Here is a 25,001-nt window from a genome sequence, read left to right as displayed (position 1 = left end):
TGTTACACCCCTTCTGACTTATAATCTATACTAAGATGAAGAAATTGCTTAGTTGATAGTATATAGAAAGTCTATATTGAATTATAGACTTTCTATATATTAATAAAATATTCTATAAATGTTAATTAAATCCTCCTTAGTAGGTTGTTTTGGATTTGTTAGAGTACATCTATCTATTAATGCTGTTTCTACCATATTTCCAATAGCTTCTTTGAACTCATTTTTATCTACTCCAAGGGAACGAATATTATTTTCTATCATAATATCATACATAATAATTAGTTTATTGTACAATATTGCTTTTCTTGGATAATAGGTACTTAAAGATTGTGATTTTTCTATTTTTTCTTTTATAAAAGGAATATTTATTATTATGATAAAGCTAATTTATTAGAATTATGCTATAATCATTTACATATAGGGTTAATTTTGTAAAATTATATTTAAAAAATAATAGATTAAAATATGAATGGTGGAAATATTGATGAAAATGGAAGAATTAGTACAAAAAAAACTACGTTTGGTTTTTAATGATGATAATATAATTTTTGATAAATCACGCTTTGCAGGTGGACTTACTAATTACAACTATATTATGAATATAAAAGGTATAGAGTATGTTATTAGACAACCGGGTGGTATGACTGATCTTATGATTGATCGAAAAAATGAAAAGATTAATAACACGATTGTATCAGAGTTAGGTTTGAATTCTAAATGTATTTACTTTGATGAGGTTAGTGGTATTAAATTTAGTGAGTATATTAAAAATAGCAACAATATTGCTCAAACTGATCCATGCTCTAGAACAAATATAAAAGCTGTTTCTAATTTAATGAAAAAAATTCATACAAGTCAAAAAGATTTTCATAATGTATTTGACTGGCAGGTAGAGTTAAACAAGTATGAACAGATTATTAGGAATCTAAAGGGCAGTTTTTTCTTTGATTATGATGAATTAAAAAATAAGTTAATTGATTTTACTGGGAAGAATATAAAAAATACAATGCTTGTACCTTGTCATAATGATACAGTACCAGAAAATTTTATCGTGGATGATAACGGGAAAATTTATTTAATAGATTGGGAATATTCTGGAATGAATGATCCAAGTTGGGATGTAGCTTCGTATATTCTTGAATCAAGACTGGATGAAGAAGCAATTTCATATCTGCTTTTTAATTACTATGGTCAGTTTCCTTCATCTTTTGAAATATTAAAAATTAAAGGCTATATGTTAGCACAGGATTTACTTTGGATGGTATGGGCAATGATTAGACATTATAATGGAGATGATTTCCTTGATTACTGTTGCTTTAGATACGAAAGATTTAAAAAGAATATAAAGGAAATCATGTTGTCACCAGATTATCCAATTGCTGAAATGGTAAAAAATTAGAACTAAGAGATACCTTGCAAAGGGCAATAACGCTTATTAATAAATATAGATATTAATAATTAGGAAAATATTATGAAATAAATTAATTTTAAAGAGAAGAATATGAATATAATTATTCTTCTCTTAATTGTAGGAAAAAGATCATTTAAAAATGTCATAAAAAGTGGATTAAATATTTTTCCTTTAGTTTATTTTGATAGATTTACCGCGCAGAAAAATGAATATATTGACAAATGTGGTAGAAATCATTGAATACCATGTAAAAATATAGTAAAATAGGACTGGAAAACAGTACATACAATGAATGGACTGCCAAAATGTATTAATATGTTAGTGGTATATATTTTTGAAGTGTATTACAACTTTTAATTATACACAATAATTAAAAAGCATCTATAAATTATAGATGCTTTTCTGTTTTAAATTATAAATATTACAATTACTATTTTTTTATATTAAAGGAGGACAGAGAGTAATAAGTTAAAATTAAGATGTAATATTTAATCTAGATATTATAAAACTTATAAAAAATATAAAAATAAGGAGTATGGTGTATAAGTGAAAAAAATCTTTAATTTTAAAAATAAAATAGTTTATAAACTTATTTTAGCATTTATTTTGTTAATAACTATATCACTAAGTGCATTAGGAATAGCTTCATATTTTAAATCAACAGTAATTTTAAAAGAAAACCTAAAAGATAATTCTTTTCAAATGGTTCAGCAAATACAAGAAAATATAAGTACCTTTGTAGAAGAAAATGAATTTAATATTATTCAAATGTCTCATGATCCAAATGTGCAGCAAGTTATATTGCATCCAGATTCACAAACATGGATGATGGAGACTTTTAAAAGTTATAAGGAAGCTCATCCGTTTGTTGAAAGTATTTATTTAGCTACGACAAATAGTGATATGTATTTATATCCTCAACATGACCTGCCAGAGGGATATGATCCTGTAGGAAAAGATTGGTATAAAAATACTTTAAGTAAAAATGATATAGTTTGGGAAAAACCGTATAAAGATATAGCTACTGAAAAAATGGTTACAACTGTTTATATACCTGTATACAATACTTATAACAATAATGAATTGGTTGGTGTGTTGGGAGTAGATATATCTTTAGAAAATTTTTCGACGAAAATAAATAGACTCAAACTTGGGAAAAGCGGTTATGCTGTTTTGGTAGATAAGGATTTAAATTTTATTACTCATAAAAATAAAGAATTTATAGGCACTCATATAGATGTAAAAGCGGTTGAAGAAGCTATACATAAAACTAATGAAGGAAGTATAGAATATTCTAAAAATGAACAAGGAGTTTCGAAAGATAAAATTGCATTATTTACTAAAATAGATAAATTAGGATGGACTGTTATCGGAACTATGTATGTTGATGAAATTAGAGATGATACTAAGGTTTTATTTTATACTACATTAATTATAGGAGTTATCTCTTTATTGGTAGCTGGAATTACTTCTATTATATTTTCTAAAAATTTAACAAAACCTATAAATATACTTTTAGATAATATGAAAAAAATACAGAAAGGTAACTTTACAGTAAGGTGTAATTTCAAAAGTAAAGATGAAATAGGTCAAATAGGAGAAGGATTTAATGAAATGCTTGATGATATTGTAAAACTTATAAATAATATACAAAATACATCACTGGAAGTTAATAAGTCTTCACAAAACTTAGCAGGAACTTCAGAAGAAGTTAGTGCATCAGCTGAAGAAGTAGCAAGAACTATAGATGAGATAGCTAAAGGAGCTTCTAATCAAGCTAGTGAATCAGAGATAGGATCCGTTTTAACATCTAATTTGGCGGATAAACTTAATGAACTTTCAGAAAGTACTGAGGATATGTTAAATTCTACAAAAGAAGTTATAGATGCTAATTTAACAGGAGTTAAACTTATAGAAGAATTAAAGGAAATAACAGAATTAAATAATGAAGAAACGAAGAAGGTTGCACAAGCAATATTTGAGCAAAATGATAAGGCAAGAAATATAGCTAATATATTAGATACAATAACTTCAATTGCAGATCAAACTAATTTATTAGCATTAAATGCTTCGATAGAAGCAGCAAGAGCAGGTGAAGCGGGAAGAGGGTTTGCTGTAGTTGCTGATGAAATAAGAAAGCTTGCAGAAAGTTCAAGTAATGCAGCTAATGAAATAAAGGAAATTGTTATTAATATTCAAAATGATAGTAGTAAAACTGTTGAAATTATGAATGAGGCAAAAGAAAGTACTATAAGACAATCAAATTCAGTCTCTCATGTTAATGATGCATTCAATGTAATTATAAAATCTATTGATAAGATTACAGATAAGATTAATTTTATTGGCGAATATGTCACTGATATTAATAATGATAAAGATAATATTGTACAAGCTATAACAAATATATCATTTGTATCAGAAGAAACGGCAGCGGCATCAGAAGAAGTTAGTGCTTCTATGCAAGAACAAGTAAGTGCTGTTGAGGAAGTTGCAAAAGCATCGGATTCACTTAATCAGCTTGCCATAAATTTAAACAAAGAAATAAGTAAATTCAAAATATGATAAGATAAATATAAATGAAAGCCATGGTTAAAATATAAAATATCAGCCATGGCTTTCATTTATATTTACAAGGTACTTAAAACATCCCAATTAGATTCCAAAATTTAAATAGAAAATGGATATTTACTTGATTAAACTTATTTTAAACTACTTGAGTTTATATACTCAAAGAAAAGAACAAAGAGTTAAATATACGTTCTTATATATCTAGTTGGTTTCCAACATATAAAGTAAGTCGTACTCCTACATAAATAGACGTAATTTTAAAAAAAATAAATCTAGTATTCTCTTTTTTATTCTTATTGATTTTATGTAGTATATTTATAGTTTTATTTACAATTGTAAATGTTTTTTGGTGTAGGGGTGGAGGGTTTCATTATAGCGACAGGATATTATTTAAAACATTTACGAACTTTATATAAAGTAAGTTTTCAGTAAGCTATATTGATAGAAATTGTATAATTTAGTTCTTTATATAAAAAACATTGATGTTATTACCTTTGTAAAAATAATGATTTGAAATTCATAGTATCTTTAAATATTGTTCAGTTAACTATAGAAAGAACAAGTATTATTTCAAACTATTATAGAATATTACTAGTTTACAAGAGAGGGATGCTTTGCATCTCTTTTTTATTGTAATAAAACATTATATATTTAAGTATTTATTAATAGATATTGTATTTATTAAAGTATATATTTCGCAACAAAAAATATGAGGTGAGTAAAGTGGAAAAGAGTCTGAAAATCAAATTTAAAATTCAAAAAATCATGTATTTAAAACAAATGGTTTACTTTGCAAAAGTTCCATCTCAAAAATTATATTATAAAAAACTCTTAAAAAACGAAATAAATAAATTAAAAAATCTGACTAACAATAGAGATGGGAAAAAGGTAAATACAGATAATCAAAGAAAATTTACAGTTGAAGAGTTATCAGAGTACGATGGATCAAATGGGAAACCAGCTTATGTAGCAGTAAATGGAATTGTTTATGATCTAAGTAATGAGATTACATGGGGTGGAGGTACTCATTTTGGTTTATATTCAGGAAAAGATTTAACAAATGAGTTTATGAAATGCCATGGCAAAGAAGAAATTTTAAATAATCTACCTAAAGTTGGAGTATTAAAGAAATAAATGAGGGGGATCTATGTTGCCTAATAAAAAGTGTCCCATAATAGATAGCAAAAATAAAATTCCAAGACAAATAGTTGACTTGGCTATAGAAAATATAAATGAAAACAAAAATAAGAAAATTAATCTCATTTGGCTTGAGGCATGTGGTTGTTCAGGAAATATTATATCTTTATTAAATGCAGAAGATCCAGATGTAATATATTTTCTTGATCAAATGGTAAACATGAAATATGACAATAGCATTATGGCTGAAGAAGGAGAAAAAGGATTTGAAAAATTCTTAGAGACTCTAGATACGGAGTTTATTCTTGTAGTAGAAGGTGCAGTTTCTACAAAAGATAAAGGACTTTATAATGTAATAGCTAGATACAAAGGGAAACTAATAACTGGAATGGAAGCTGTAGAAATGGCAGGCAAAAAAGCAAAATATGTTATAGCTTTAGGCTCATGTGCATCATATGGAGGACCTTCAGCAGCAAGTCCTAATCCATCATTAAGTAAAAGTGTGTATGATTTTTTAGATAGAGAAGTTATAAGAGTTCCAGGCTGTCCATCGCATCCACAATGGATAATTGGTACAATTGCTCACATTATATCGTTTGGAAAGCCAAAACTAGATAAAGAAAATAGACCTATACTTTTTTATGGTGTAACAATTCATGATATGTGTGAAAGAAGATCATATTTTGATAAAGGAATATTTGCTAAAAAGCTAGGAGATAAGGAGTGTATGTTTAAGCTAGGCTGTAGAGGTCCTATAACTAAAACAAATTGCCCAATAAAAAGGTGGAATGATAGTGTCAATTGGCCTATAGGTAATAATACTCCATGTATAGGTTGTGCTAGAAATGGATTTCCAGATTCTATGGAACCATTTGTGAGATATTAGGTAAGGAGGAAGGTATGGGGGAAAAGATTGTAATAAATCCACTTACTAGAATAAGTGGATTTTTAGAAATACAAGTTAATATAGAAAACAATATAGTAGTAGATGCAAAAAGTAGTGGTATGTTGTTTAGAGGATTTGAAAAAATGCTAGAAGGAAGACCTCCTCTAGATGCAATATATTTTACTCAAAGAATATGCGGTATTTGCTCAACTGCTCATTCAATATCATCAGCTCTAGCACTTGAAGATGCTTTTAAAGTAGTACCTAATGAAAATGATAGTATGATTAGAGATATAATACATGGGTGTGAATTTTTACAAAATCATCTAAGACATTTTTATCAATATACTTTCCCTGATTATGTTAATGGACCTAAAATAAATCCAGTATATAAAGAATCTTATGGAGATTATAGACTGCCAAAAAAACTAAATGAAAAATTAAGTAACCACTATGTAGAGTCTATACAATATAGTAGGTTATCTCATAAAATGTTAGCTATTCTTGGGGGGAAAGCACCACATAACCATGGTGTATTTATAGGTGGGGTTACAGTAAATATGAATTCATCAATACTTATAGAGTTAAAATCAATATTATCGTCTATAAAGGATTTTATAGAAAATATAATGATAGAAGATGTTTATATTATATCTAAATATTATAGTGATTATTTTGAAAATGGTAAGGGATATGGCAATTTTATGAGCTATGGAGCATTTGATAGTGACTACAATAAACCTTTAATATATGTTAAACCAGGAGTATTAATAAATAATAAAAGAAAACCTCTTGATGATAATAAAATTACTGAAAACGTACATTATGCTTGGTATAAGTCAGCTAAAAATAATATAAAACCTGAAGAAGGGTATGTTGAGCCAGATATTAATAAAGAAAATGCATATAGTTTTGTTAAGGCACCTAGATATGATGGATATGCGGTTGAAGTAGGACCTTTAGCAAGAATGTGGTTAAGTAATGATTATACTAGAGGAGTATCTACTATGGATAGAACTATTGCTAGAGCACTCGAAGCTAAGAAAATATGCAATATAATTGAGAATCTTTTAAGCAAAATAAAAATGGAACCTACAAAACAAGAAAAATATGAAATACCTAATAAATCCAATGGAATAGGACTTAAGGGAACTACAAGAGGGGCTTTGGGTCATTGGCTATCTATAGATGATAAAAAAATTGAAAAATATACAATTATAACTCCTACAGCTTGGAATGTATCTCCAACTGATTCAGATGGTGTAAAAGGAGTTATAGAAAAAGCTTTAATTGGGACTTATGTTAAAGATGTACAAAATCCTGTAGAGGTTGGAAGAATAGTTAGATCATTTGATCCATGTGTTTCTTGTGCTACTCATATTATAAGCGATAAACATTCTAGTATGAATATAAGGGTTGTTTAATTATGATAAAAGTCATTGGTATAGGGAATAGAGTTATGGGTGACGATGGAGTAGCTGTATATGTTTTAGAGAAAATCAAAGATAAAATTAAGAAGCTTAACTCAGAAATAGAAGTGATTATTGGAGAAACAGATTTTTTATATTGTTTAAATGAAATTGATGATAATGACTTTGTTATCATACTGGATAGCACATATTTAGGCTTAGAATGTGGAACAGTCTCATTATTCTCATTTGAAGAATCAAAAAGATACTTAAATAATCCAGAAACTCAGCATGATATTAATCTAGTAGATATGATAATAAATTATAAAAATTGTGTAAAAGGATATATTATTGGAATTGAAGTTTTTGATGTTGATTTTAGATTAAGTATTTCTGATTCTTTAAATAAAATATTTAAAAATATATGTAATGATGTTTTAAACAAAATAAAGAGAGTTTTAAATAATATTGAGGGAGGTAAGTAAAATGCATGAAGTATCTGCAATGTCTGAGATATTTGAGATAATAAACCAAAATATTGAGAGCTATAGTTTAAAAAAGGTAAATAAAGTAGTAGTTAAAATAGGAGAGTCTAGTTGCATCGATGAAAGTTCTATTAAATTTTCGTTTGAAACAATGGCTAAAGGAACTATATGTGAAAATGCACAAATAGTCATAGAAAAAGTAAAAGGACATGAGTTGTTACTAGATAGCATAGAGGGGGAATAAATAATACAAATAAATATAGTTAGAAAATATATAACAGTAAAGGGAATAGTACAAGGGGTTGGATTTAGGCCTTTTGTATATAAAACAGCTTCATATAATAATTTGAATGGATGGGTAAAAAATACTTCAGAAGGAGTATATATAGATATTGAAGGAAAAGAGAGTAATATTAATAAATTTATATATAACTTAAAACATAAACCACCTACTTTATCTAAGATAGATGAAATAATTATAGAAGATAAAAAAATAATAAATTACAAAAAGTTTGAAATAAAACATAGTGATAGTGTTATATCTAAAAAATTTCATAATACAGTAATAGATTTTTCAGTAAAAATGTGTACAATTATAGCTCAAAACTATAATATACATAAGGTTGCATTAAGTGGAGGAGTATTTCAAAATGAAATATTATTAAAGGGCATATATGAAAAGCTAGCTTCAGAAGGTTTTAAAGTCTATACTCATAAATTAATACCTTGTAATGATAGCGGTATATGTGTTGGTCAAGTAGTTATAGCTAATGAAAATTCTAAGGAGTGATAATATGTGTATAGCAGTTCCAGCTGAAGTTATAGAAGTTTATGAAGATGAAGCTTTAGTAAATTTTGGAGGAGTTAAAACTAAAGTAAATACGTGTTTATTAGATAATTTAAATGTAGGAGATTATGTTTTAATACATGTAGGATGTGCTATACAAAAGATAGATAAAAAAGAGGCAGAACACACCTTGAAATTATTTGAAAGTATATTAAAAGATTAAATAAAGGAAGTATATATGAGATATATAAAAGAATTTAGAAATTATATTAGTTAAAAATGAAGTAATGAGTATGTGTGAAATGTTAGGATTTGATCCTTTATATATGGCAAATGAAGGGAAACTCGTAGTTATAGTATCAAGTAATGATGCTAATAAAGTACTTGAAGCTATGAAAAAAAATCCTTTAGGAAGAGATTCTATGATAATAGGTAAAGTTATAAATGATAATAAAAGAAGTATATATTTGAAGACAGAAATAGGAGGAACTAGGATATTGAATATGCATGAAGGAGAATTGCTACCGAGGATATGTTAATAATATTTTTTAATGAAAGTAAAAATAGATTGGTATAACTTATATAAAGAGAACCTTAATTCAGATGGAGTAATTGCTTCATCTGAATTTTTAGTTTTATAAGTAATCATTTAAAGTATTACTGTTTTAGATATATATTTTTTTAAATAATATTTTCTTTTATGTTGTGGGTATTGGGTCAGTCGGTTTCTTTATAGCGACAGAATACGACTTAAAAATACTACTATATCCATATTATCAATTTAAGGTGTATGCATATTGTCTAATGGATAATCATGGACATTTAATGATTGACACCAGTGGAGCAGATATATCTAAAATAAGGATAAAGGATTTTTTATTGAATAGAATATTAAAAACTTTAACTGTCTCGTTTGTTCCCAAAGGGTTATGTGTAACAATTAGCAAAAAATTGGAGGTCCAAAATTATTTTATCCTTTCCTCTTTGTTTCTTTTAATATACATAGAAAAAAACAATGAATAGTAAGAATATTATAAAAAAATACAATTAACATACATAGAAAAAACAATGAATAGTAAGAATGTTATAAAAAATTACAATTAAAATACATAGAAAAAACAATGAATAGCCAGGATATTACAAAAAATTACAATTAAAATATATAGAAAAAAACAATGAATAGTAAGAATATTATAAAAAAATACAATTTGAACAACTATAGTAGAGAACATATAATTTAAGAGCATGTTACATAATGCTATAGCATATAGATTTGAACCTTAAAGCAGTAAGAAAACAAAATGTAGAAGAAGGAGTGACAAATGATGAAAAAAGGTATTGTTTTTTTTATACTAATAGCTCTATTAGGAAATGTAATACTTACTGGTTGTAGTAATAGCCAAGATGCTGTGAGTAATGAATCAACTGATAGCAGTCAACCTCTAAAAAAAATAAATGTAGGTTATCTGGCATCACCTGAGCATTTACTTTATTTTGTAGCAAAAGAAAAAGGTTTTTTTGAGGAACAAGGTATTGACGCAGAATTATTCCAGTTTACAAATTCAGCAGAAGGCCTAAATGCCATTACATCGGGTAAGCTTGATGTAGGAAGCTTTGGCGTATCAGCTCCTCTTGCATTTATTGCAAAGGATGTAGATGTATCTATTATTGGAGGCCAAAATTCAGGGGCATGTGCTGTTGTTAGCAAGCCGGAAAGATATGAAGAGATGAAGGATTTAAAGAATTATAAAGGAAAAAAAGTAGCTACTGTTAGACTATCTACAGCAGATGTAATATTTAGGGGTGCATTATTAGATCAAGGAATTGATTGGAAAAATGGTGATGTAGAAATTATAGAAATGGAATCACCTGCAGCTACCATGGAAGCTGTTAAAAAAGGAAGTGTAGATGCTGGTCTTGTATGGACGCCATTTGTAGCAATGGCTGAAGATCAAGGAGTAAGCATTGCTATGTATATCACTGATTTATTCGAAAATAATGTATGCTGTCGTCAACATGTTCTAAAAAGCAAGATTGAGGAAGATCCAGAGCTTTGGGAAAATTTCTTAGTAGCCTTAATAAAAGCATTTGATTTTTATCAAACAAATCAAGAAGAAACAGTGGATATCATATCTAAATATGTAAAAGTTGATAAAAAGTATTTGTGGAAAGAAACCTATGCAGATGATGCTACTATGATTACCAGTCCGGACCCACTTAAGAAATCAACTATTAAATATTGGAACATTATGAAAGAAACGGGCTTTATAGATTCTGACAAGAATATTGAAGACTATATTAATACAGATATTTATAAGAAAGCTTTAGACAGGGTTTTAAAAGAAGATCCTAATAATGAAAATTATAAGAGATTATTATCTGATTTTAATAAGTACAACTAGAACAATAATTCAGTAACAAAATATAGGGTAAGTTTATATAAATATATAAATTTACCCTTAAGACTTTTCTTGAAAGGGTGGTATTATGTATAAGATTAAATTAGACAATGTATCATTTAGTTATGAAGATAAAAGTTTGACTATTCCTGTTATTAATGATGTAAACATATCTATTCAAGAAGGGGAGTTTGTAAGTATTATTGGACCTAGTGGCTGTGGAAAAAGTACTTTGCTAAGTCTTCTTGCAGGACTAAATTTTCCATCAGAGGGGAAAATTTTGTTAGATAATAAAGAAGTTATAGGAACAGGAAATGAGCGTGGTGTTGTTTTTCAACATTATTCATTATTTCCATGGATGAGTGCTAGAAAAAATATTATCTTTGGACTAAAACAATTAGATGAAAATAGAAATCAAAAGGATATTGAAAGAATTGCAGATGAATATCTAGAATTGGTAGGGTTAAAAGAAGTTGCCCATAAGTATCCATCACAATTATCTGGTGGTATGCAACAAAGGGTTGCAATTGCGAGGGCCTTTGCTATGAATTCTGATATTTTGCTGATGGATGAACCCTTTAGCGCCGTAGATGCTAAAAATAGGATGGAATTACAGGAATTGCTTTTGGGTCTTTGGAGTAATGGAGAAAAGAAAAAAACAGTCGTTTTTGTTACTCATGATGTGGATGAGGCTATTTTATTATCAGATAGGATTATTGTAATGTCTGCCAATAGTAGATCTATTAAAGAAGAGATTAATATAGATTTTAATAGACCAAGAAATAGATCTATTTTAAGTAAAAATAATAAGTATATAGAATTAAGAAATATGTTGGTACAATTATTATTTGATGATTTGATAAATGAAACAGAGAGGAAAGTGTGGGAGGTATCGTAAATGAGAAGAATATTCAATATAACCAATATATTATTTGCGGCAATCATAGGACTAGAATTATTGTTACCTGCAAAAAAAAATAGTGAAATCTTCTACACTAAGGAACTGATTGGAATGATCGTTGGTATAGAATTTTTATATATTTTAAATTTAATCTTTAAAAAGGATGAAAAGAAAAGACAATCCATAGGAGATGTTACAGCCATTATATATGGATGTATCATGATATGGGAGCTATTAACCACAAAGCTAGATGTACTTCATAATCTACTCTTTCCGATGCCAGGAGAAGTTGTGGCAGTGTTTATATCAGAAATTCCAGCCCTTTTGGAGGGATTGGTAAGCTCTTTGAAGCTTTTGGTCATTGGATATATTTTGGCATTAGTTACTGCCATTCCATTGGCATTGATTATAGGATGGAGAAAAAGATTATTTTTAACTGTAAATCCTTTGACAAAGGTATTAGGACCAATACCTCCTATTGTTTATATTCCCTATGCTATAGCCATATTGCCTAATTTTAAAAGTGCTTCCATTTTTATTATTTTTATTGGGGCCTTCTGGCCAATATTTATAAATACATTAAATGGAACATTCAATATTGATAAAAGAATTATTGACTCAGCTAAGGTTTTAAATGTAAAAGAACAGACCATGTTATTTAAAATTATTCTTCCTGGGGTATTGCCTTCCATTATCAGTGGAACAACTTTAGGTTTGGTGCTATCATTTATTTTATTAACCTCTGCTGAAATGATTGGTGCTTCATCAGGCTTAGGGTGGTATGTAAAATATTTTTCTGACTTTGCCGACTATCCAAGAGTGGTAGTAGGAATTATTTTTATAGGAATGGTTGTAACAGGGATTACTCATTGTTTTGATAAGATAGAAAAACAATTGCTGAGATGGAAAAATTAGTATTCATTATTTTAGAGGGAGCGTATTTATGTTCAAAAACAAATTTACTCCATGGATATATATGATAGGTATACTGTTAATTTTAAATTTAATCATACCTCATTTACCAATAGATAGTTTATTAAAGGAAAAAATATCACTACTGTATCTATTGGTGATTTTTTTAGGAGGTTTGCTTATTATAGGAGGCTTTAAAGGCTTAAAGTCTATTTTTACTTTGGTATTTACTATTTTTGCAATCGTAAAAGTCCTCCTTCCAATGATTCTTAAAGGATATAATCCAGTATTTGTTTCTGTGTGTATTTGTGCTGTTGTGATTATCATAACCTTATTAATCGTTTGTGGAATCAATAAAAAAACACTATCTGCTATTATTGGAACAACAGGTGGGGTAATCATTGCTGGTTTTTTGGCCTTAATGATTGGATCTATGGCAAATCTTACTGGGTTGGGAAATGAGGAATCCATACATTTAATCCTTTATTCAAAAAATATAGATTTTAAAGGCTTGTTATTTTCAGGGATTATTATTGGTTCTCTAGGAGCTGCTATGGATGTGGGTATGTCTATTGCTTCAGCCATGCATGAGATAGAGCTGGCCAATCCTAAAATTACAACTGATGATCTAATTTCTGCTGGAATGAATGTTGGACGTGATATTATGGGAACAATGTCGAATACCTTAATTTTAGCTTATGTGGGAAGTAGTTTGAATCTTATGCTATTATTATCTACTTATGATATCTCCCTTATACAAATTATTACAAGAGACAATATTGCTTCAGAGGTTGTTAGAGCTTTGGCTGGAAGCACTGGTCTTGTTTTTACCATACCATTGACGGCAATAGTGTCAGGGGTGTTAAGTAGAAGCGAGAGAGTAAATGGATGGTTAGAAAAGATTAATTTTAAGAATTTCATGATTAAAGAAGAGAATACATAAGGAATCTAAACAGATGGTGGATAGTTAATAAAAAATAGACAATAAAAAGGGGTGGAAGAAGGATATGAGTGATTTACAAAAAAGTTTGTTAGAAGATTTGGCTTATTGTGTTGTAGAGATGGAAGAGGAGAGAGTACAGGAAGTAGCAAGCAGGTATATAGAAAATATGTTTGATGCTCTAGAAGGAATAAATGACGGTTTAGCCAAAGGGATGGAACGGGCAGGTCAGTTGTACGAGGAGGAAGAATATTATATTCCAGAATTATTAATGTGCTCTGATACCATGTATGCTGGACTAGATGTATTAAAGCCTCATATTGTAAGAAACGGGCAGGGGGAAAAATATAAGGCTGTTATTGGTGTAGTTGAAGGGGATACTCATGATATTGGTAAGAACTTAGTAAAGATCATGATGGAAACTGCAGGGTTTGAGGTGGAAGACTTAGGAAGAGATGTTCCACCAAGGGATTTCGTTGAAAAAGCAAAGGAAAAAGGTGCACAAATTATTTGTTTATCAACCCTAATGACTACGACCATGGTTGGAATGGAAGAGGTTATAAAAATATTGAAAAAAGAAAATATACGAGATCAATTTAAGGTAATGGTAGGTGGAGGACCTATTTCTCAGAGCTTTGCTGACAAAATTGGTGCAGATGCTTATACAAACAGTGCTGGAGAAGCTGCAAAGGTAGCGAAAGAGTTGGCAGGGGGGGTTATAAAATGTTAAAGGATCAAATGACTCCTATGGAGAGAGCTATCGCCCTTAGTAAAGGTGAGAAAGTCGACCGATTGCCATGTAATCCGAATGTAGCTAATGGAGTTGCTCGTGTTTATGGATGCAAGATATCTGAATTTAATACAAGTGCAAAGACCATTGCCAATGCTCAAATTGCTTCTTATAAAAGATTTGGATATGATGGAGTAAGAATTTTTACAGATCTTTTTCCATGGGCAGAAGCTATGGGAGCAAAGGTATATTTTCCAGAGGATAATACTGCTGATTTAGAGAAGCCCGCCATTGATGATATTGATAAAATATCACAATTACAGCCTGCTGATCCCTATAAGGATGGAAGACTTCCTATACATATTGAAGCAATGAAATATCTGCTAGATGGGGTAGGAAAGGAAGTGCCCTGTGCTGGTGGTTTGGTGGGACCCTTTACAAATGCCTTTTTCTTAATTGGTATTGAAAAAATGACTAAGCTCTTTTTTAAAAACCCAGAAGCTGTACATAAATTATGTGAAGTTTCATTAGAAACATGTATAAATTACGCTCAGGCCATTATTGATGTTGGACTGACTCCTACTATTTCAGAGCCTATGTCATCTTGTACAGTTGTGAGCCCTAAGCATTTTCGTGAATTTGGAAAGCCTTATTTAAAGAGGCTCATTGAGTTTATTAATAGCAAGGGCAAAGGTGTGACTATGCATATATGTGGAAATACAGATAAAATATGGGAAGATATTGTTGAGATGGGTATTGCAGGATTTAGTATTGATAATGTGGTTGATTTAAAAAAATGCAAAGATCAAATTGGAGATCGAGTTAAAATTTTAGGACATGTAGATCCTGCTTCTATTATATATGGAGGGACACCTAAGGATGTAAGAAGAGCTGTTATTGAATGTGTTCAGCAGGCTTGGGATAGTCCAAAGGGATATGTAATTATGTCTGGGTGTAGTTTACCTGTGGAAACCCCCTTTAAAAATATTGAGGCCATGATGGATACGGCGAGGGAAATTGGTTATCCTGTTGATATTGAGAAGTTGGAGAGGATGTTGCATAGATAAGTATTATATATTTAGTACAGACTATAAAAAAATATATTATATTATTATTTTTTATATGGGACAGTTAAACTATATAAATAAAATATATTACTTTAAAGAATACTATCCTTAAAAAGAATAAAGGGGTAGTATTTTTTATGCCTAGAGTAGCCCGTGTAAAAAGTGAATTAGATCTGTTCAAGGAAGATAGTGATAAATTAAAGTATTTATCATTAATAAAAGGGTATCAAAGGAAATATCAGTTTAAGGTTTATGCATATTGTCTTATGGATAATCATGGACATTTATTTCAGGATAGATTTAAAAGTAAAATTGTTACCTATGAAAAATATTTAATAACTTTATCATCCTATATACATAATAATCCAAAGGATATACCTAAATATGAAGATAAAGTAGAAAACTATGGGTTTTCTAGTTTAAAAGAATATATAAAAGGAACTAATAACTATGAAATACTAGATTTATCATTTTTGAATATAAAAAATTATTAGATGAATTTTTGAAGATAGCTTAGATTAATAAAATTTAATGAAAGATAAAGGGGGGGGTTGTTGAAAAAATATCAAAAACTTTAACTTTCCTATATGTTTTTTGAATGACTGAATCATTAGGTACATTAGAACGAGCATTATTTGAAGCTATTGAAAAAAACAATAAAAAAAATGCTAATACAGAAAAAACATAAGAAAGATAACAGGTTATTTTTAGAACCTCTTATTTCTTTTTTGTGCCAGGTTCTTGACATATTAACTTATTTAGGTAATAGTTCTCAATTAGAAAGAAAAGAACTATATAAGATTTAAAGATATAAGCAAAATTAGATAAATGAAAAAGTATTAAAAAATAGATCGTCAACACTCTTATACTAACATCAAGATAAAAAGTTAATTAATAACTAACATTGTCCTCATCTATTATATTAAAGACAATATTAGTATTTTTTATAATTAATTGCTATTTAATACGTCTCCAAGTAATTCTATCCCTTCTATTATTTGATTTTCACTTAGACCTCCAAAACCTATTAAGAAAATGGGGTACTCTAAATCACTATGAGTCATCCAGTATTTTGAGGTTGGATATATTTTAACACCTGCCATTTCTGTTTTTTGAATAATCATATCTTCGGACATACCATTTCTTATTTCTAGAAGTATGTGTAGACCTGCGTTTCCACCGATTAATCTCACGTTACTATTTAAGTAATCTTCTATGGATTTTATTAATAGACTATATTTTTTACGATAGACTTTACGCATCTTTTGAATATGTCGTTCCCAATAACCATCAGCCATAAACAATTGAAGAGTCTTTTGATTTAACCTTGAAGTTGATTGTTCGTACATAGACACATTCTGCTTGTATTTATCTAGCAATTTCTTAGGTAAAACCATATAACTCATACGTAAAGAAGGAGCAAGAGACTTTGAAAATGTACCAAGATAAATAACACGCTCATCATCATCAAGACCTTGCAAGGAGGGAATAGGTCTACCCATATAACGAAACTCGCTATCATAATCATCTTCAATAATGAAAGTTTTACTATTTTTAGCCCATCTTAAGAGGTGTTGCCTTCTTGTAATAGGCATAACTATTCCAGATGGAAATTGATGAGAAGGAGTAACATAAACAAATTTTGAGGAATTTTCTTTTAATGTTTTTAAACAGATACCATCTTTATCTAGGGGAATAGGAGTTATTTCAAAGTTGTTTTTCTCAAAGATAAACTTAGCATTACTCCATCCAGGGTTTTCAATTGCTATTGATCTATCATTATAGTCTATTAACTCACACAATAACTGTAAGGAATTATGAGTACCTGATGTGACTATAATCTGATCAGAGGAGCATAATACACCTCTTGATAACCTAAGATATTTTGCTATTTCTTCTCTAAAATCTAATTCTCCTTGAGGCTCTCCATACTGAAGGAGTTGTACCTTGGATGATTTTAAAACTTGAGAAGTTAACTTTCGCCATATATTAAAGTTAAAACTGTCAGTATCAATAGTTCCATAATGAAAGTCATACTTGATATGATTAAAAGATGGGGTCGGACAAATATTCATTTTATTAACTTCTATTGGTGTAATTAACATTTCTTCAATATGTTGAACGTACATTCCACTTCTCTGTCTACTTTCTATATACCCTTCAACTAATAGTTGTTGGTATGCATTATCCACTGTAATTTTGCTTACGTTTAGATAATCTGCTAGATGACGAATAGAAGGTAGTTTAGCACCTCTTTTTATTCGATTAGCTGTTATTTCTTCACGAATATATTTGTAAATTTGTATGTATAGTGGTTCGTTAGAGTTTTTTTGTAGATTAAGTATTATCTCTTTCATAACATACCTCCAAACTTGTACCTATTAGTTTAGCAATAACTGTATCTAACAGTATATACAATATTATGATACACTATTTTAAAATGGAGTTCAAAGTAAAATATAGAGTATGTATTGATAATTAAAGGGAGGAACCAACATGAATGTAAAGTATGTTGTTATTATTCAGTGTGATCTTACACATAGAAGATGTAGTGGTTTTGCTTGCACTAATGCCTTTTATAATAGGGAGGAAATGTTTGAAAAATATGAAAGTGATATAAGATATATTTCTTTCACTTGTGGTGGATGTTGTGGAAAAGGTATAGCAGCAAAATTAGAGCATTTTGCTAAAAAGGCTAGAAAATTTAATAGTGTAAATAAAGATGATGTTTTTATTCATCTATCATCTTGTATGGTAACTGATAATCATCATTCTGATAGATGCCCTCATGTTGACTACATTAAAAGCATTATTCTAAAAAAAGGATATAAAAATCTAGTAGAGAAGACTTACATAAGTAAAAGTGCAGAAAATAAAAGAGAACAAGGTGTATATAAAAATTATTAAAAGCTTTAAAGACAAAAAATAATATTAAAAAAATATGTACATATTAAAATGTATAATAATCTTAATTAAGTCTTAGAGAAATCTCAATAAAATGCTTAATTAGTATACATCCTAGAATGGAAAAATCTATTCTAGGATATTTTTTTTTATAAAATGACCTCCTTTAGAGTAGATACGGAGAACCGTGCCATAAATAGTAGCGGTTTTTTAGAAAAAACTTTTAAGTTAAAGTATACAAAAGGGAGGAGTACTAAAATGTTTAAAAAGATTATCATAGTTGGGGTATTATTATTTTGTTTATCAACAATATCTTTAACATCATATAGTATAGATGAGAGAGAAACTAATGAAAAAGAGTTAGATTCAAATATCTTATTTCAAACAAGTGAAGAGATAAAATATACTATTAGTACAAACGAAATGATAGATACATATATTATTGCTAGTGCATTATATATGGACTTTAATAGTGAGATATATATGGATTAGTTGCAGTATTTAAAGATCTGTATGGTAACCTATGGGATTTGGGTCAGTCGGGTTCATTATAGATATAGGATATTATCTAGTGTTTTTATACAAGATAAGTCTTCGGATAGCTTGTATTTATATCTATTTTATGCTTGAGTATTTTGTATGAAAAGAAAAACCTTATTGATATTATATGATAAAGAGTTCAAACCGTTAGTATAAGTTTTTTTAAATATATACAAGAGAGAATGTTAACTCATTTTTTCATAATATGAGACTACCTATTAAATTATATTTATATACTCAATTATTTAGAATAATGGTATATATGATAAATATTGTGTTGGATAGAATTTGTGTGAAAATCTACACTAAATATAGAATCTTCTATATACTATAAATGGCACAAAAACTTCTTTCCAATGGATGATTGAACTTGGATTAACTGAGTTACATAATATGTAAAAATGTAAAATTATTGCCAATAAACATGATATAATAATAAACATACTAAAAAACTAAGGAGGCGATTTATATGCGAAAGAAGATTTTTACATTGGTATTGGTATTTGTAGTTTGTCTAAGCTTTATATTAGTTGCAAAAGAAAGTTTTGCCGTAGAAAAAAGTGTAAAAGTTAGATTACCAAAATTTAATGTTACTATAAATGAAAATAAGATTGATAATTTATATCGAGAATATCCACTTTTGGTATATAAAGATATGACATATTTTCCAATGACATGGTATGATTGTAGGCTTTTGGGATTAGAAACAAAATGGACACAGAATGAAGGTTTTGAAATTATTCAAAGCAAGGTCACATCATCTTATGTACAATATAAAACAAAACATAAAAATAGAAATAGTTATAATGCAACTATACCTACATTTAAGATTACAGCAAATGGGAATTCAATCGATAATTCTAAAGAGGAATATCCTCTTTTAAGCTTTAACAATGTAACCTATTTTCCACTCACATGGAAATTTGCCCATGATACATTTGGGTGGGAATATGTTTGGGATAAGTCAAAAGGACTTATGATAAAATCCAATAACCCACAGGTAAAAACAGTAAATCTTCCTAAGTATGCAGGTGAAAATGATGTTGCAGTATTTAATGGTTATTATTATTTTGTAGAAACTGTAAATAAGACAAATAAAGTGTATAGAGTTAAGGATAGTAATATATATAATAAAGAATTAGTGTATTCTTATGAAATAGATACACACTATGGATTTAATAATAGTTTGACATTTTATAAAGCAGATAAAGCTCTCTGGTTTTATTATCATTCTGGAGGAGCTGCAATGGGGCAAGATGTATATTGTAAGGTAAATGATGAGGGGAAAGCTACAGTAGAAGAGAGTGGTTATCTTGATTTTAAAAATACTTCAAATGGTACTCTTAAGATATATCAAGGATATCCTAAAAGTGGAGCTAATTTTTTTCTTTCATCAAAACAAGGAGGTATAGATAAAGAAAAAAGTATAGGAAATCCAAATCTTATATATAGATGGAACATACAAGAGGGGTATAATTCTGATAAATCTACTACAGTAATAAATGATAAGGTTTATATACTTGCATATACTTATCCAATAAAAGATAGTGAACAAAGTTATATTTATAAGATAGATTTAAATAAAGATGAAACTATAAAGATTACAAATTTTGGAGTGGAAAATTTTAAAATTATAAATAATAAGATTTATTATTTAAAAGATGAGGACAAATATTTATATTCATCAGACTTAGATGGAACAAATGAAAAAAAATTATCAGATAATAAACTTTCTGGTTATTATGATAGGTATTGTGAAGTAGATGGAAATATATATTATACGGTATCAAATAAAGATGGAAATTTAAAATTGTATAAGGTAGATACAGCTAATGAAGATACACTTGTCTTAAAGGATCATTTAAAAAATATTAAAATAGAAAATAATAAAATAATATGTACTCTTTTATCAGGAGAAGATTATGGCATAAAAGTGCTTGATAAATCTGGTGATTTAAATTTAGCAATTACAGATCAAGTTTCTGATAGTTTCGTAGATGATGACAAAATTATAATAATTTCAGAAAGTGATAAATCAATAAAAATAGTGGACTTAAAAAGTAGTTAGAAATTATACAACAATTTGCCATTGTATGTTTCTAAGAGAGTGTTAATTTAAAAGTGGTTGATCAAAGAGAGCCTATATCTTCTGAGTTAAGAAATAAAAGATATAGGCTTAAATTTTATAAATTCGAGATATCCATCAGAGTAGTTTGTATTTGCTAACTTTCATATGGCGTTAGAATACTTTTTAAGTTTTGGAAATTATTTAAAGGAAGAGGTGCTTTTTCATCTTTTACCATCAGGATTATGTTATATATATCTTTTATTATGATGGGTCTTTTGGATAGAACTGCTATTTTGTATGCCATTGATTTAGCCGCATTAATATTCTTTTAATGGTAAAATATTATATAATTAAAATAAAATTACCTATAAGGGGCCGTTTTAGGTTAATACATAGAAAAAGCCTAATTCATAGTAGAATGTTAGATAATGATAAGTTGGACTAAAAGTAGTGAGAGTGAACCATATAGTAATGTTAGAAGATATTACAAATGGTAGGGGGGCTTACATATATGTGTAAAAAAATCAAAGTGGATACTTATACTTTTGTTAATAGAATTGCATTTTTATTTTAATAATCAACCTAAGAATCTAGAATTATTTTTCATGGTATGGGGATTTATATATTTAGCACTACTACTTTATAATATATTCAATGTAAAGTCAGATGCAGGATTAATAAGAATTGGTGGAGATGATCAAACTATATATGCTAATTTAGATTAGCCAATGCTAGAAATAGAGTATGGAACTAAAAATAGTAAAAAAAGAACAGGTGGTGGCTTATTAGATTGTATAAATATAACATACATTATTTTATTAATAGTAAATATTGTCGGATACATAGTAGTTATGCCCAAATAATGAATTGAACCCTTTAAGTTTATATCTTAAAGGGTTTTTCAAAATGTAAAAAATATATTATAATATTATTTTAATATATATAATGATTAATAGACAACAGGAGGAAAACTATGTATAAATTAATTGGATTAGATATGGATGGTACTTTACTTAATAAAGAAAAGAAAGTATCAAAGGCTAATTATGAAGCTATTCAACAGGCAAAGAAGCAGGGGAAGAAGGTTGTTCTTGCAACTGGAAGACCACTCCTTGGTGTAAAGAAATTTCTTAAAGAGTTAGACCTTATTTCTGATGAGGATTATGTTGTAGCATTTAATGGAGCGTTAGTTCAAACTACTAAAAGTGGAAAGGTTATCTCTAAGACAACTTTAAGCTTAGATGATTACAAAGAACTTTATGAACTGAGCAAAGAACTTGGTGTTAACATACATGCATTAACAGAATCTAGTATAATTACACCAAAGAACAATAAGTATACAGATTTAGAGGGTAGTATGAATGGAATAGATGTTCATAAATTACCAGTTGAGTCTGTTGATAAAGGTGAAACTATAGTTAAGGTTATGATGATTGATGAACCTGAATTAATAGATGAGATCATTCCTAAAATACCTCAAAATATTAAAGATAAATATACTATCGTAAAGAGTGCTCCTTTCTTTTTAGAGTTTTTACACAAATCTGTAAATAAAGGAGTAGGAATTAATGCAGTTGCAAATGAGCTTGGTATTAATTCAGATAAAGTAATTTGTGTTGGAGATGCAGAAAACGATCTTGCAATGATTGAATATGCAGGACTTGGAGTTGCCATGGAAAACGGATTTGATGAAGTTAAAGAAATTGCAGATTATATAACTTTATCAAATGAAGAAGATGGTGTTGCACATGTTATAAATAAGTTTATGATAGAAAAAGTAGAAGCAGTATAATAAAAAGACTCTAAGCAGCATGATTACGGTATTAAATCGGATTCATGCTGTTTTTCAATTGTAATCTCTTCTACCTAGGGCTAATACTAGCTGTAATATATGATTCTAGATTTTTATAACACTTGACATAGATATATTATAGATTTATAATGAATAATGGTTCATATAAGATGAATTGATATTCATTATAGATTTAAACCTAAGATTGAAATTAAAGAATGATTATTTAAGTATGGAGGTATATAAATTGAAGGTTGATGAAAGAGAAAAAAGAGCCAAAATAATGGGTGAAGGCGAAATGAAAAAAGTTTTATTAAGCCTTGCTATACCTGCAATAATTGCTCAGCTAGTAAATGTAATTTATAATTTAGCTGATACAGCATTTGTTGGAATGTTAAATGATACATCAGCCATGGGAGCAGTTTCTGTAGCATATCCATTAATGATGCTTCTTTCAGCTGTAGGATTAATGTTTGGTGTAGGAGCAGCTTCATATATAGCTAGATGCTTAGGAGAAAATAGAAAAGATGGAGCAGATAAAGCAACATCAACTGCATTTTTTTCTGTAGTTGCAGTTGGCATTATATGTACAATCTTTGGGCATGTTTTTTTAAATCAGATTCTTAAATCACTTGGAGCTACACAAACAATTATGCCGTATGCTGTTAGTTATTCTAAAATATTAATATCAGGTTCTGTTTTTATTATGCTTAATATGACACTTAACAATATGATACGTGCAGAAGGTAATGCAAAGTTTAGTATGTTTGCAATTTGTTTAGGGGCAGGTTTAAATATAATATTAGATCCAATATTTATGTTTGTATTTGATATGGGAATAAAAGGAGCAGCAGTTGCAACTGTTACAGGACAAATAGTATCAACAATTTATTTGACTCAATATTTCTTTAGAGGAAAAAGTTTTATAAAAATAGATGCTAAACTGTTTAGTTTTTCAAAAAAAATATATTCTGAGATTATGAAAATAGGAATTCCAACATTTTTCATGCAGTTTTTAACAAGTATGTCCATGGGGCTTTTAAATACAGCATCAGCAGCATATGGGGATAGCGCAGTTGCAGCTGTTGGGATTACTCTTAGAATAGTAACTATAGGAATTTATGTGATATTTGGTTATAATCAAGGTTTTATGCCTGTTGTAGGATACAATTATGGTGCAAAAAACTATGAACGTGTATCTAAATCCATAAAATTATCTTTGATATGGACTACTGCTTTTTCAACAATTCTTTCAATAGTATGTATAACGCAAGCTGAAGCCCTAATGAAGTTTTTTACGAAGGATACTGAGGTTATATCTATTGGTATTAACTATATTATAGCTTCAAATATATTAATACCATTTTTGGGGTTTCAATTAGTTTATGCATGTTTATTTCAAGCACTTGGTAAAAGTATTCCAGCTGGGATTTTATCTATTTCAAGACAAGGATTATTTCTTATACCATCAATAGTGATTTTACCTAGTTTTTTTGAAAGGCATATAAATTCACTTAGTTTTTTAGTAAATTTATTGCCAAATTCAATTCAGCCGGGAATGTATGGCGTAGTTTATACTCAATTTGCAGCAGATATAGTTACAATAGTTATTACTAGTATTCTAGCTGTTAAAGTAAATAAACAATTAAATAACAACTCTTTAGAAAATAAAAAATCTGAGGATATGTCATTAAAACTACAATTAAAAAATTAAATATATATTTAATTTAAGAACAAAAACTTTTAAAGTAGGTACAGTAAATAAAAAAAGTCCATACCTGTTACAGCATGCATATAACCCTGTAGACTGGTTTCCTTGGGCTTAAGAAGCATTTGCTAAATCAAAATCTTAATTCCAGGCATTAAGTTGAAACCGAGAAGGTGACAAAAAACAAATATTCACTTTGTTCAAGAGTATCCATATAGTTTTCTTCTATTTTGATTACTGAATTAAGTAAATAATAAAAAGATTTGTGATAATGAAGACAGCTTAAAATTAAGCTGTCTTTTTTACGTGGGTATTAGGTCAGACGGGTTTCTTATAGAGACAGAATATGACTTAAAA

The 25,001-nt window shown here is 28.6% G+C and carries 28 protein-coding genes; 25 read left to right on the top strand and 3 right to left on the bottom strand.

Annotated elements, in window-relative coordinates; all coding sequences use genetic code 11:
• Positions 1 to 99: 99 nt before the first annotated feature.
• The gene (locus M2214_RS10170) at positions 100 to 273 is read right to left on the bottom strand and encodes a hypothetical protein (RefSeq protein ID WP_248477090.1); all 174 of its coding nucleotides are present in this window, start codon (positions 271 to 273) and stop codon (positions 100 to 102) included.
• A 211-nt stretch (positions 274 to 484) separates the two neighbouring features.
• Here M2214_RS10170 and M2214_RS10165 point away from each other — a divergent pair, with 211 nt between their 5' ends.
• The 17 genes from M2214_RS10165 to M2214_RS10085 all read left to right on the top strand — a co-directional run bounded on the left by M2214_RS10165 (position 485) and on the right by M2214_RS10085 (position 16,126).
• On the top strand, positions 485 to 1,399 hold the full coding sequence (locus M2214_RS10165) for a choline kinase family protein (protein WP_248477088.1): 915 nt from the start codon (positions 485 to 487) through the stop codon (positions 1,397 to 1,399).
• A gap of 558 nt (positions 1,400 to 1,957) precedes the next feature.
• Positions 1,958 to 3,973, top strand: a complete 2,016-nt coding sequence (locus tag M2214_RS10160; protein WP_248477086.1) for a methyl-accepting chemotaxis protein — start codon at positions 1,958 to 1,960, stop codon at positions 3,971 to 3,973.
• A 729-nt stretch (positions 3,974 to 4,702) separates the two neighbouring features.
• Positions 4,703 to 5,113 carry a cytochrome b5 domain-containing protein gene (locus tag M2214_RS10155; protein ID WP_248477084.1) on the top strand — a complete coding sequence of 137 codons (411 nt, stop codon included), beginning with the start codon at positions 4,703 to 4,705 and terminating at the stop codon, positions 5,111 to 5,113.
• A 16-nt stretch (positions 5,114 to 5,129) separates the two neighbouring features.
• Positions 5,130 to 6,002: a hydrogenase small subunit gene (locus tag M2214_RS10150; protein ID WP_248477082.1), complete on the top strand. Its 873-nt coding sequence runs from the start codon at positions 5,130 to 5,132 to the stop codon at positions 6,000 to 6,002.
• A gap of 14 nt (positions 6,003 to 6,016) precedes the next feature.
• Positions 6,017 to 7,426, top strand: coding sequence for a nickel-dependent hydrogenase large subunit (locus M2214_RS10145; RefSeq protein WP_248477073.1), 1,410 nt, complete (start codon positions 6,017 to 6,019; stop codon positions 7,424 to 7,426).
• A 2-nt stretch (positions 7,427 to 7,428) separates the two neighbouring features.
• A complete protein-coding gene (locus M2214_RS10140; protein ID WP_248477065.1) occupies positions 7,429 to 7,896 on the top strand; it encodes a hydrogenase maturation protease in 468 nt (155 codons plus the stop codon).
• 1 nt (position 7,897) lies between these two features.
• Entirely contained in the window at positions 7,898 to 8,140 is a 243-nt protein-coding gene (locus M2214_RS10135) for a hydrogenase/urease maturation nickel metallochaperone HypA (protein ID WP_248477063.1), read from the top strand.
• Positions 8,141 to 8,686, top strand: coding sequence for a Kae1-like domain-containing protein (locus tag M2214_RS10130; protein ID WP_326521613.1), 546 nt, complete (start codon positions 8,141 to 8,143; stop codon positions 8,684 to 8,686).
• Between the two features lie 4 nt (positions 8,687 to 8,690).
• Complete coding sequence (locus M2214_RS10125; protein WP_248477061.1) at positions 8,691 to 8,906, top strand: HypC/HybG/HupF family hydrogenase formation chaperone; 216 nt, start codon at positions 8,691 to 8,693, stop codon at positions 8,904 to 8,906.
• A gap of 70 nt (positions 8,907 to 8,976) precedes the next feature.
• Positions 8,977 to 9,222, top strand: a complete 246-nt coding sequence (locus M2214_RS10120; protein ID WP_248477053.1) for an AIR synthase-related protein — start codon at positions 8,977 to 8,979, stop codon at positions 9,220 to 9,222.
• A 786-nt stretch (positions 9,223 to 10,008) separates the two neighbouring features.
• Positions 10,009 to 11,085, top strand: coding sequence for an ABC transporter substrate-binding protein (locus M2214_RS10115; RefSeq protein WP_248477051.1), 1,077 nt, complete (start codon positions 10,009 to 10,011; stop codon positions 11,083 to 11,085).
• A gap of 85 nt (positions 11,086 to 11,170) precedes the next feature.
• Positions 11,171 to 11,980 carry an ABC transporter ATP-binding protein gene (locus M2214_RS10110; RefSeq protein WP_248477049.1) on the top strand — a complete coding sequence of 270 codons (810 nt, stop codon included), beginning with the start codon at positions 11,171 to 11,173 and terminating at the stop codon, positions 11,978 to 11,980.
• Complete coding sequence (locus M2214_RS10105; protein ID WP_248477047.1) at positions 11,981 to 12,898, top strand: ABC transporter permease; 918 nt, start codon at positions 11,981 to 11,983, stop codon at positions 12,896 to 12,898.
• A 28-nt stretch (positions 12,899 to 12,926) separates the two neighbouring features.
• Positions 12,927 to 13,838, top strand: coding sequence for a YibE/F family protein (locus M2214_RS10100; RefSeq protein WP_248477045.1), 912 nt, complete (start codon positions 12,927 to 12,929; stop codon positions 13,836 to 13,838).
• Positions 13,839 to 13,902: 64 nt separating this feature from the next.
• Entirely contained in the window at positions 13,903 to 14,565 is a 663-nt protein-coding gene (locus M2214_RS10095; RefSeq protein ID WP_248477043.1) for a corrinoid protein, read from the top strand.
• A complete protein-coding gene (locus M2214_RS10090) occupies positions 14,559 to 15,632 on the top strand; it encodes a uroporphyrinogen decarboxylase family protein (protein WP_248477041.1) in 1,074 nt (357 codons plus the stop codon). Before M2214_RS10095 ends, M2214_RS10090 begins: the two co-directional genes overlap by 7 nt.
• A 137-nt stretch (positions 15,633 to 15,769) precedes the next feature.
• Positions 15,770 to 16,126, top strand: a complete 357-nt coding sequence (locus tag M2214_RS10085) for a transposase (protein ID WP_248477039.1) — start codon at positions 15,770 to 15,772, stop codon at positions 16,124 to 16,126.
• Positions 16,127 to 16,582: 456 nt separating this feature from the next.
• Here M2214_RS10085 and pdxR read toward each other — a convergent pair whose 3' ends face one another.
• The gene (gene pdxR / locus M2214_RS10080) at positions 16,583 to 17,989 is read right to left on the bottom strand and encodes a MocR-like pyridoxine biosynthesis transcription factor PdxR (RefSeq protein ID WP_248477037.1); all 1,407 of its coding nucleotides are present in this window, start codon (positions 17,987 to 17,989) and stop codon (positions 16,583 to 16,585) included.
• Between the two features lie 139 nt (positions 17,990 to 18,128).
• Between pdxR and M2214_RS10075 the strand changes: the two genes are divergently transcribed.
• The 3 genes from M2214_RS10075 (at position 18,129) to M2214_RS10065 (ending at position 21,144) form a co-directional block, all read left to right on the top strand.
• On the top strand, positions 18,129 to 18,539 hold the full coding sequence (locus M2214_RS10075; RefSeq protein WP_248477035.1) for a CGGC domain-containing protein: 411 nt from the start codon (positions 18,129 to 18,131) through the stop codon (positions 18,537 to 18,539).
• Positions 18,540 to 18,794: 255 nt separating this feature from the next.
• On the top strand, positions 18,795 to 19,028 hold the full coding sequence (locus M2214_RS10070) for a hypothetical protein (protein ID WP_248477033.1): 234 nt from the start codon (positions 18,795 to 18,797) through the stop codon (positions 19,026 to 19,028).
• 517 nt (positions 19,029 to 19,545) lie between these two features.
• Complete coding sequence (locus M2214_RS10065; RefSeq protein ID WP_248477031.1) at positions 19,546 to 21,144, top strand: DUF5050 domain-containing protein; 1,599 nt, start codon at positions 19,546 to 19,548, stop codon at positions 21,142 to 21,144.
• Between the two features lie 154 nt (positions 21,145 to 21,298).
• Here M2214_RS10065 and M2214_RS10060 read toward each other — a convergent pair whose 3' ends face one another.
• Positions 21,299 to 21,448: a hypothetical protein gene (locus M2214_RS10060; protein WP_248477022.1), complete on the bottom strand. Its 150-nt coding sequence runs from the start codon at positions 21,446 to 21,448 to the stop codon at positions 21,299 to 21,301.
• A gap of 241 nt (positions 21,449 to 21,689) precedes the next feature.
• On the opposite strand from M2214_RS10060, the gene M2214_RS10055 reads away from it, so the two are divergent.
• The 5 genes from M2214_RS10055 to M2214_RS18445 all read left to right on the top strand — a co-directional run bounded on the left by M2214_RS10055 (position 21,690) and on the right by M2214_RS18445 (position 24,762).
• Positions 21,690 to 21,869 (top strand): hypothetical protein, encoded by a 180-nt coding sequence (locus tag M2214_RS10055; RefSeq protein ID WP_248477020.1) that lies wholly within the window; start codon positions 21,690 to 21,692, stop codon positions 21,867 to 21,869.
• Positions 21,870 to 21,872: 3 nt separating this feature from the next.
• Positions 21,873 to 22,007, top strand: a complete 135-nt coding sequence (locus tag M2214_RS18185; protein WP_256466670.1) for a hypothetical protein — start codon at positions 21,873 to 21,875, stop codon at positions 22,005 to 22,007.
• A gap of 110 nt (positions 22,008 to 22,117) precedes the next feature.
• The gene (gene yidA / locus M2214_RS10050) at positions 22,118 to 22,936 is read left to right on the top strand and encodes a sugar-phosphatase (protein ID WP_248477018.1); all 819 of its coding nucleotides are present in this window, start codon (positions 22,118 to 22,120) and stop codon (positions 22,934 to 22,936) included.
• Between the two features lie 247 nt (positions 22,937 to 23,183).
• The gene (locus tag M2214_RS10045; protein ID WP_248477016.1) at positions 23,184 to 24,650 is read left to right on the top strand and encodes an MATE family efflux transporter; all 1,467 of its coding nucleotides are present in this window, start codon (positions 23,184 to 23,186) and stop codon (positions 24,648 to 24,650) included.
• Positions 24,646 to 24,762 carry a DUF255 domain-containing protein gene (locus tag M2214_RS18445; RefSeq protein ID WP_326521612.1) on the top strand — a complete coding sequence of 39 codons (117 nt, stop codon included), beginning with the start codon at positions 24,646 to 24,648 and terminating at the stop codon, positions 24,760 to 24,762. Before M2214_RS10045 ends, M2214_RS18445 begins: the two co-directional genes overlap by 5 nt.
• The last annotated feature ends 239 nt before the right edge of the window (positions 24,763 to 25,001 follow it).

The sequence above is a fragment of the Tepidibacter aestuarii genome (assembly GCF_934924865.1).
GTDB classification, from domain to species: Bacteria; Bacillota; Clostridia; order Peptostreptococcales; family Peptostreptococcaceae; genus Tepidibacter_A; species Tepidibacter_A aestuarii.
The sequence above is the reverse complement of the archived record's forward strand: the minus strand, read 5'-3'. Positions and strand labels throughout refer to the sequence as shown.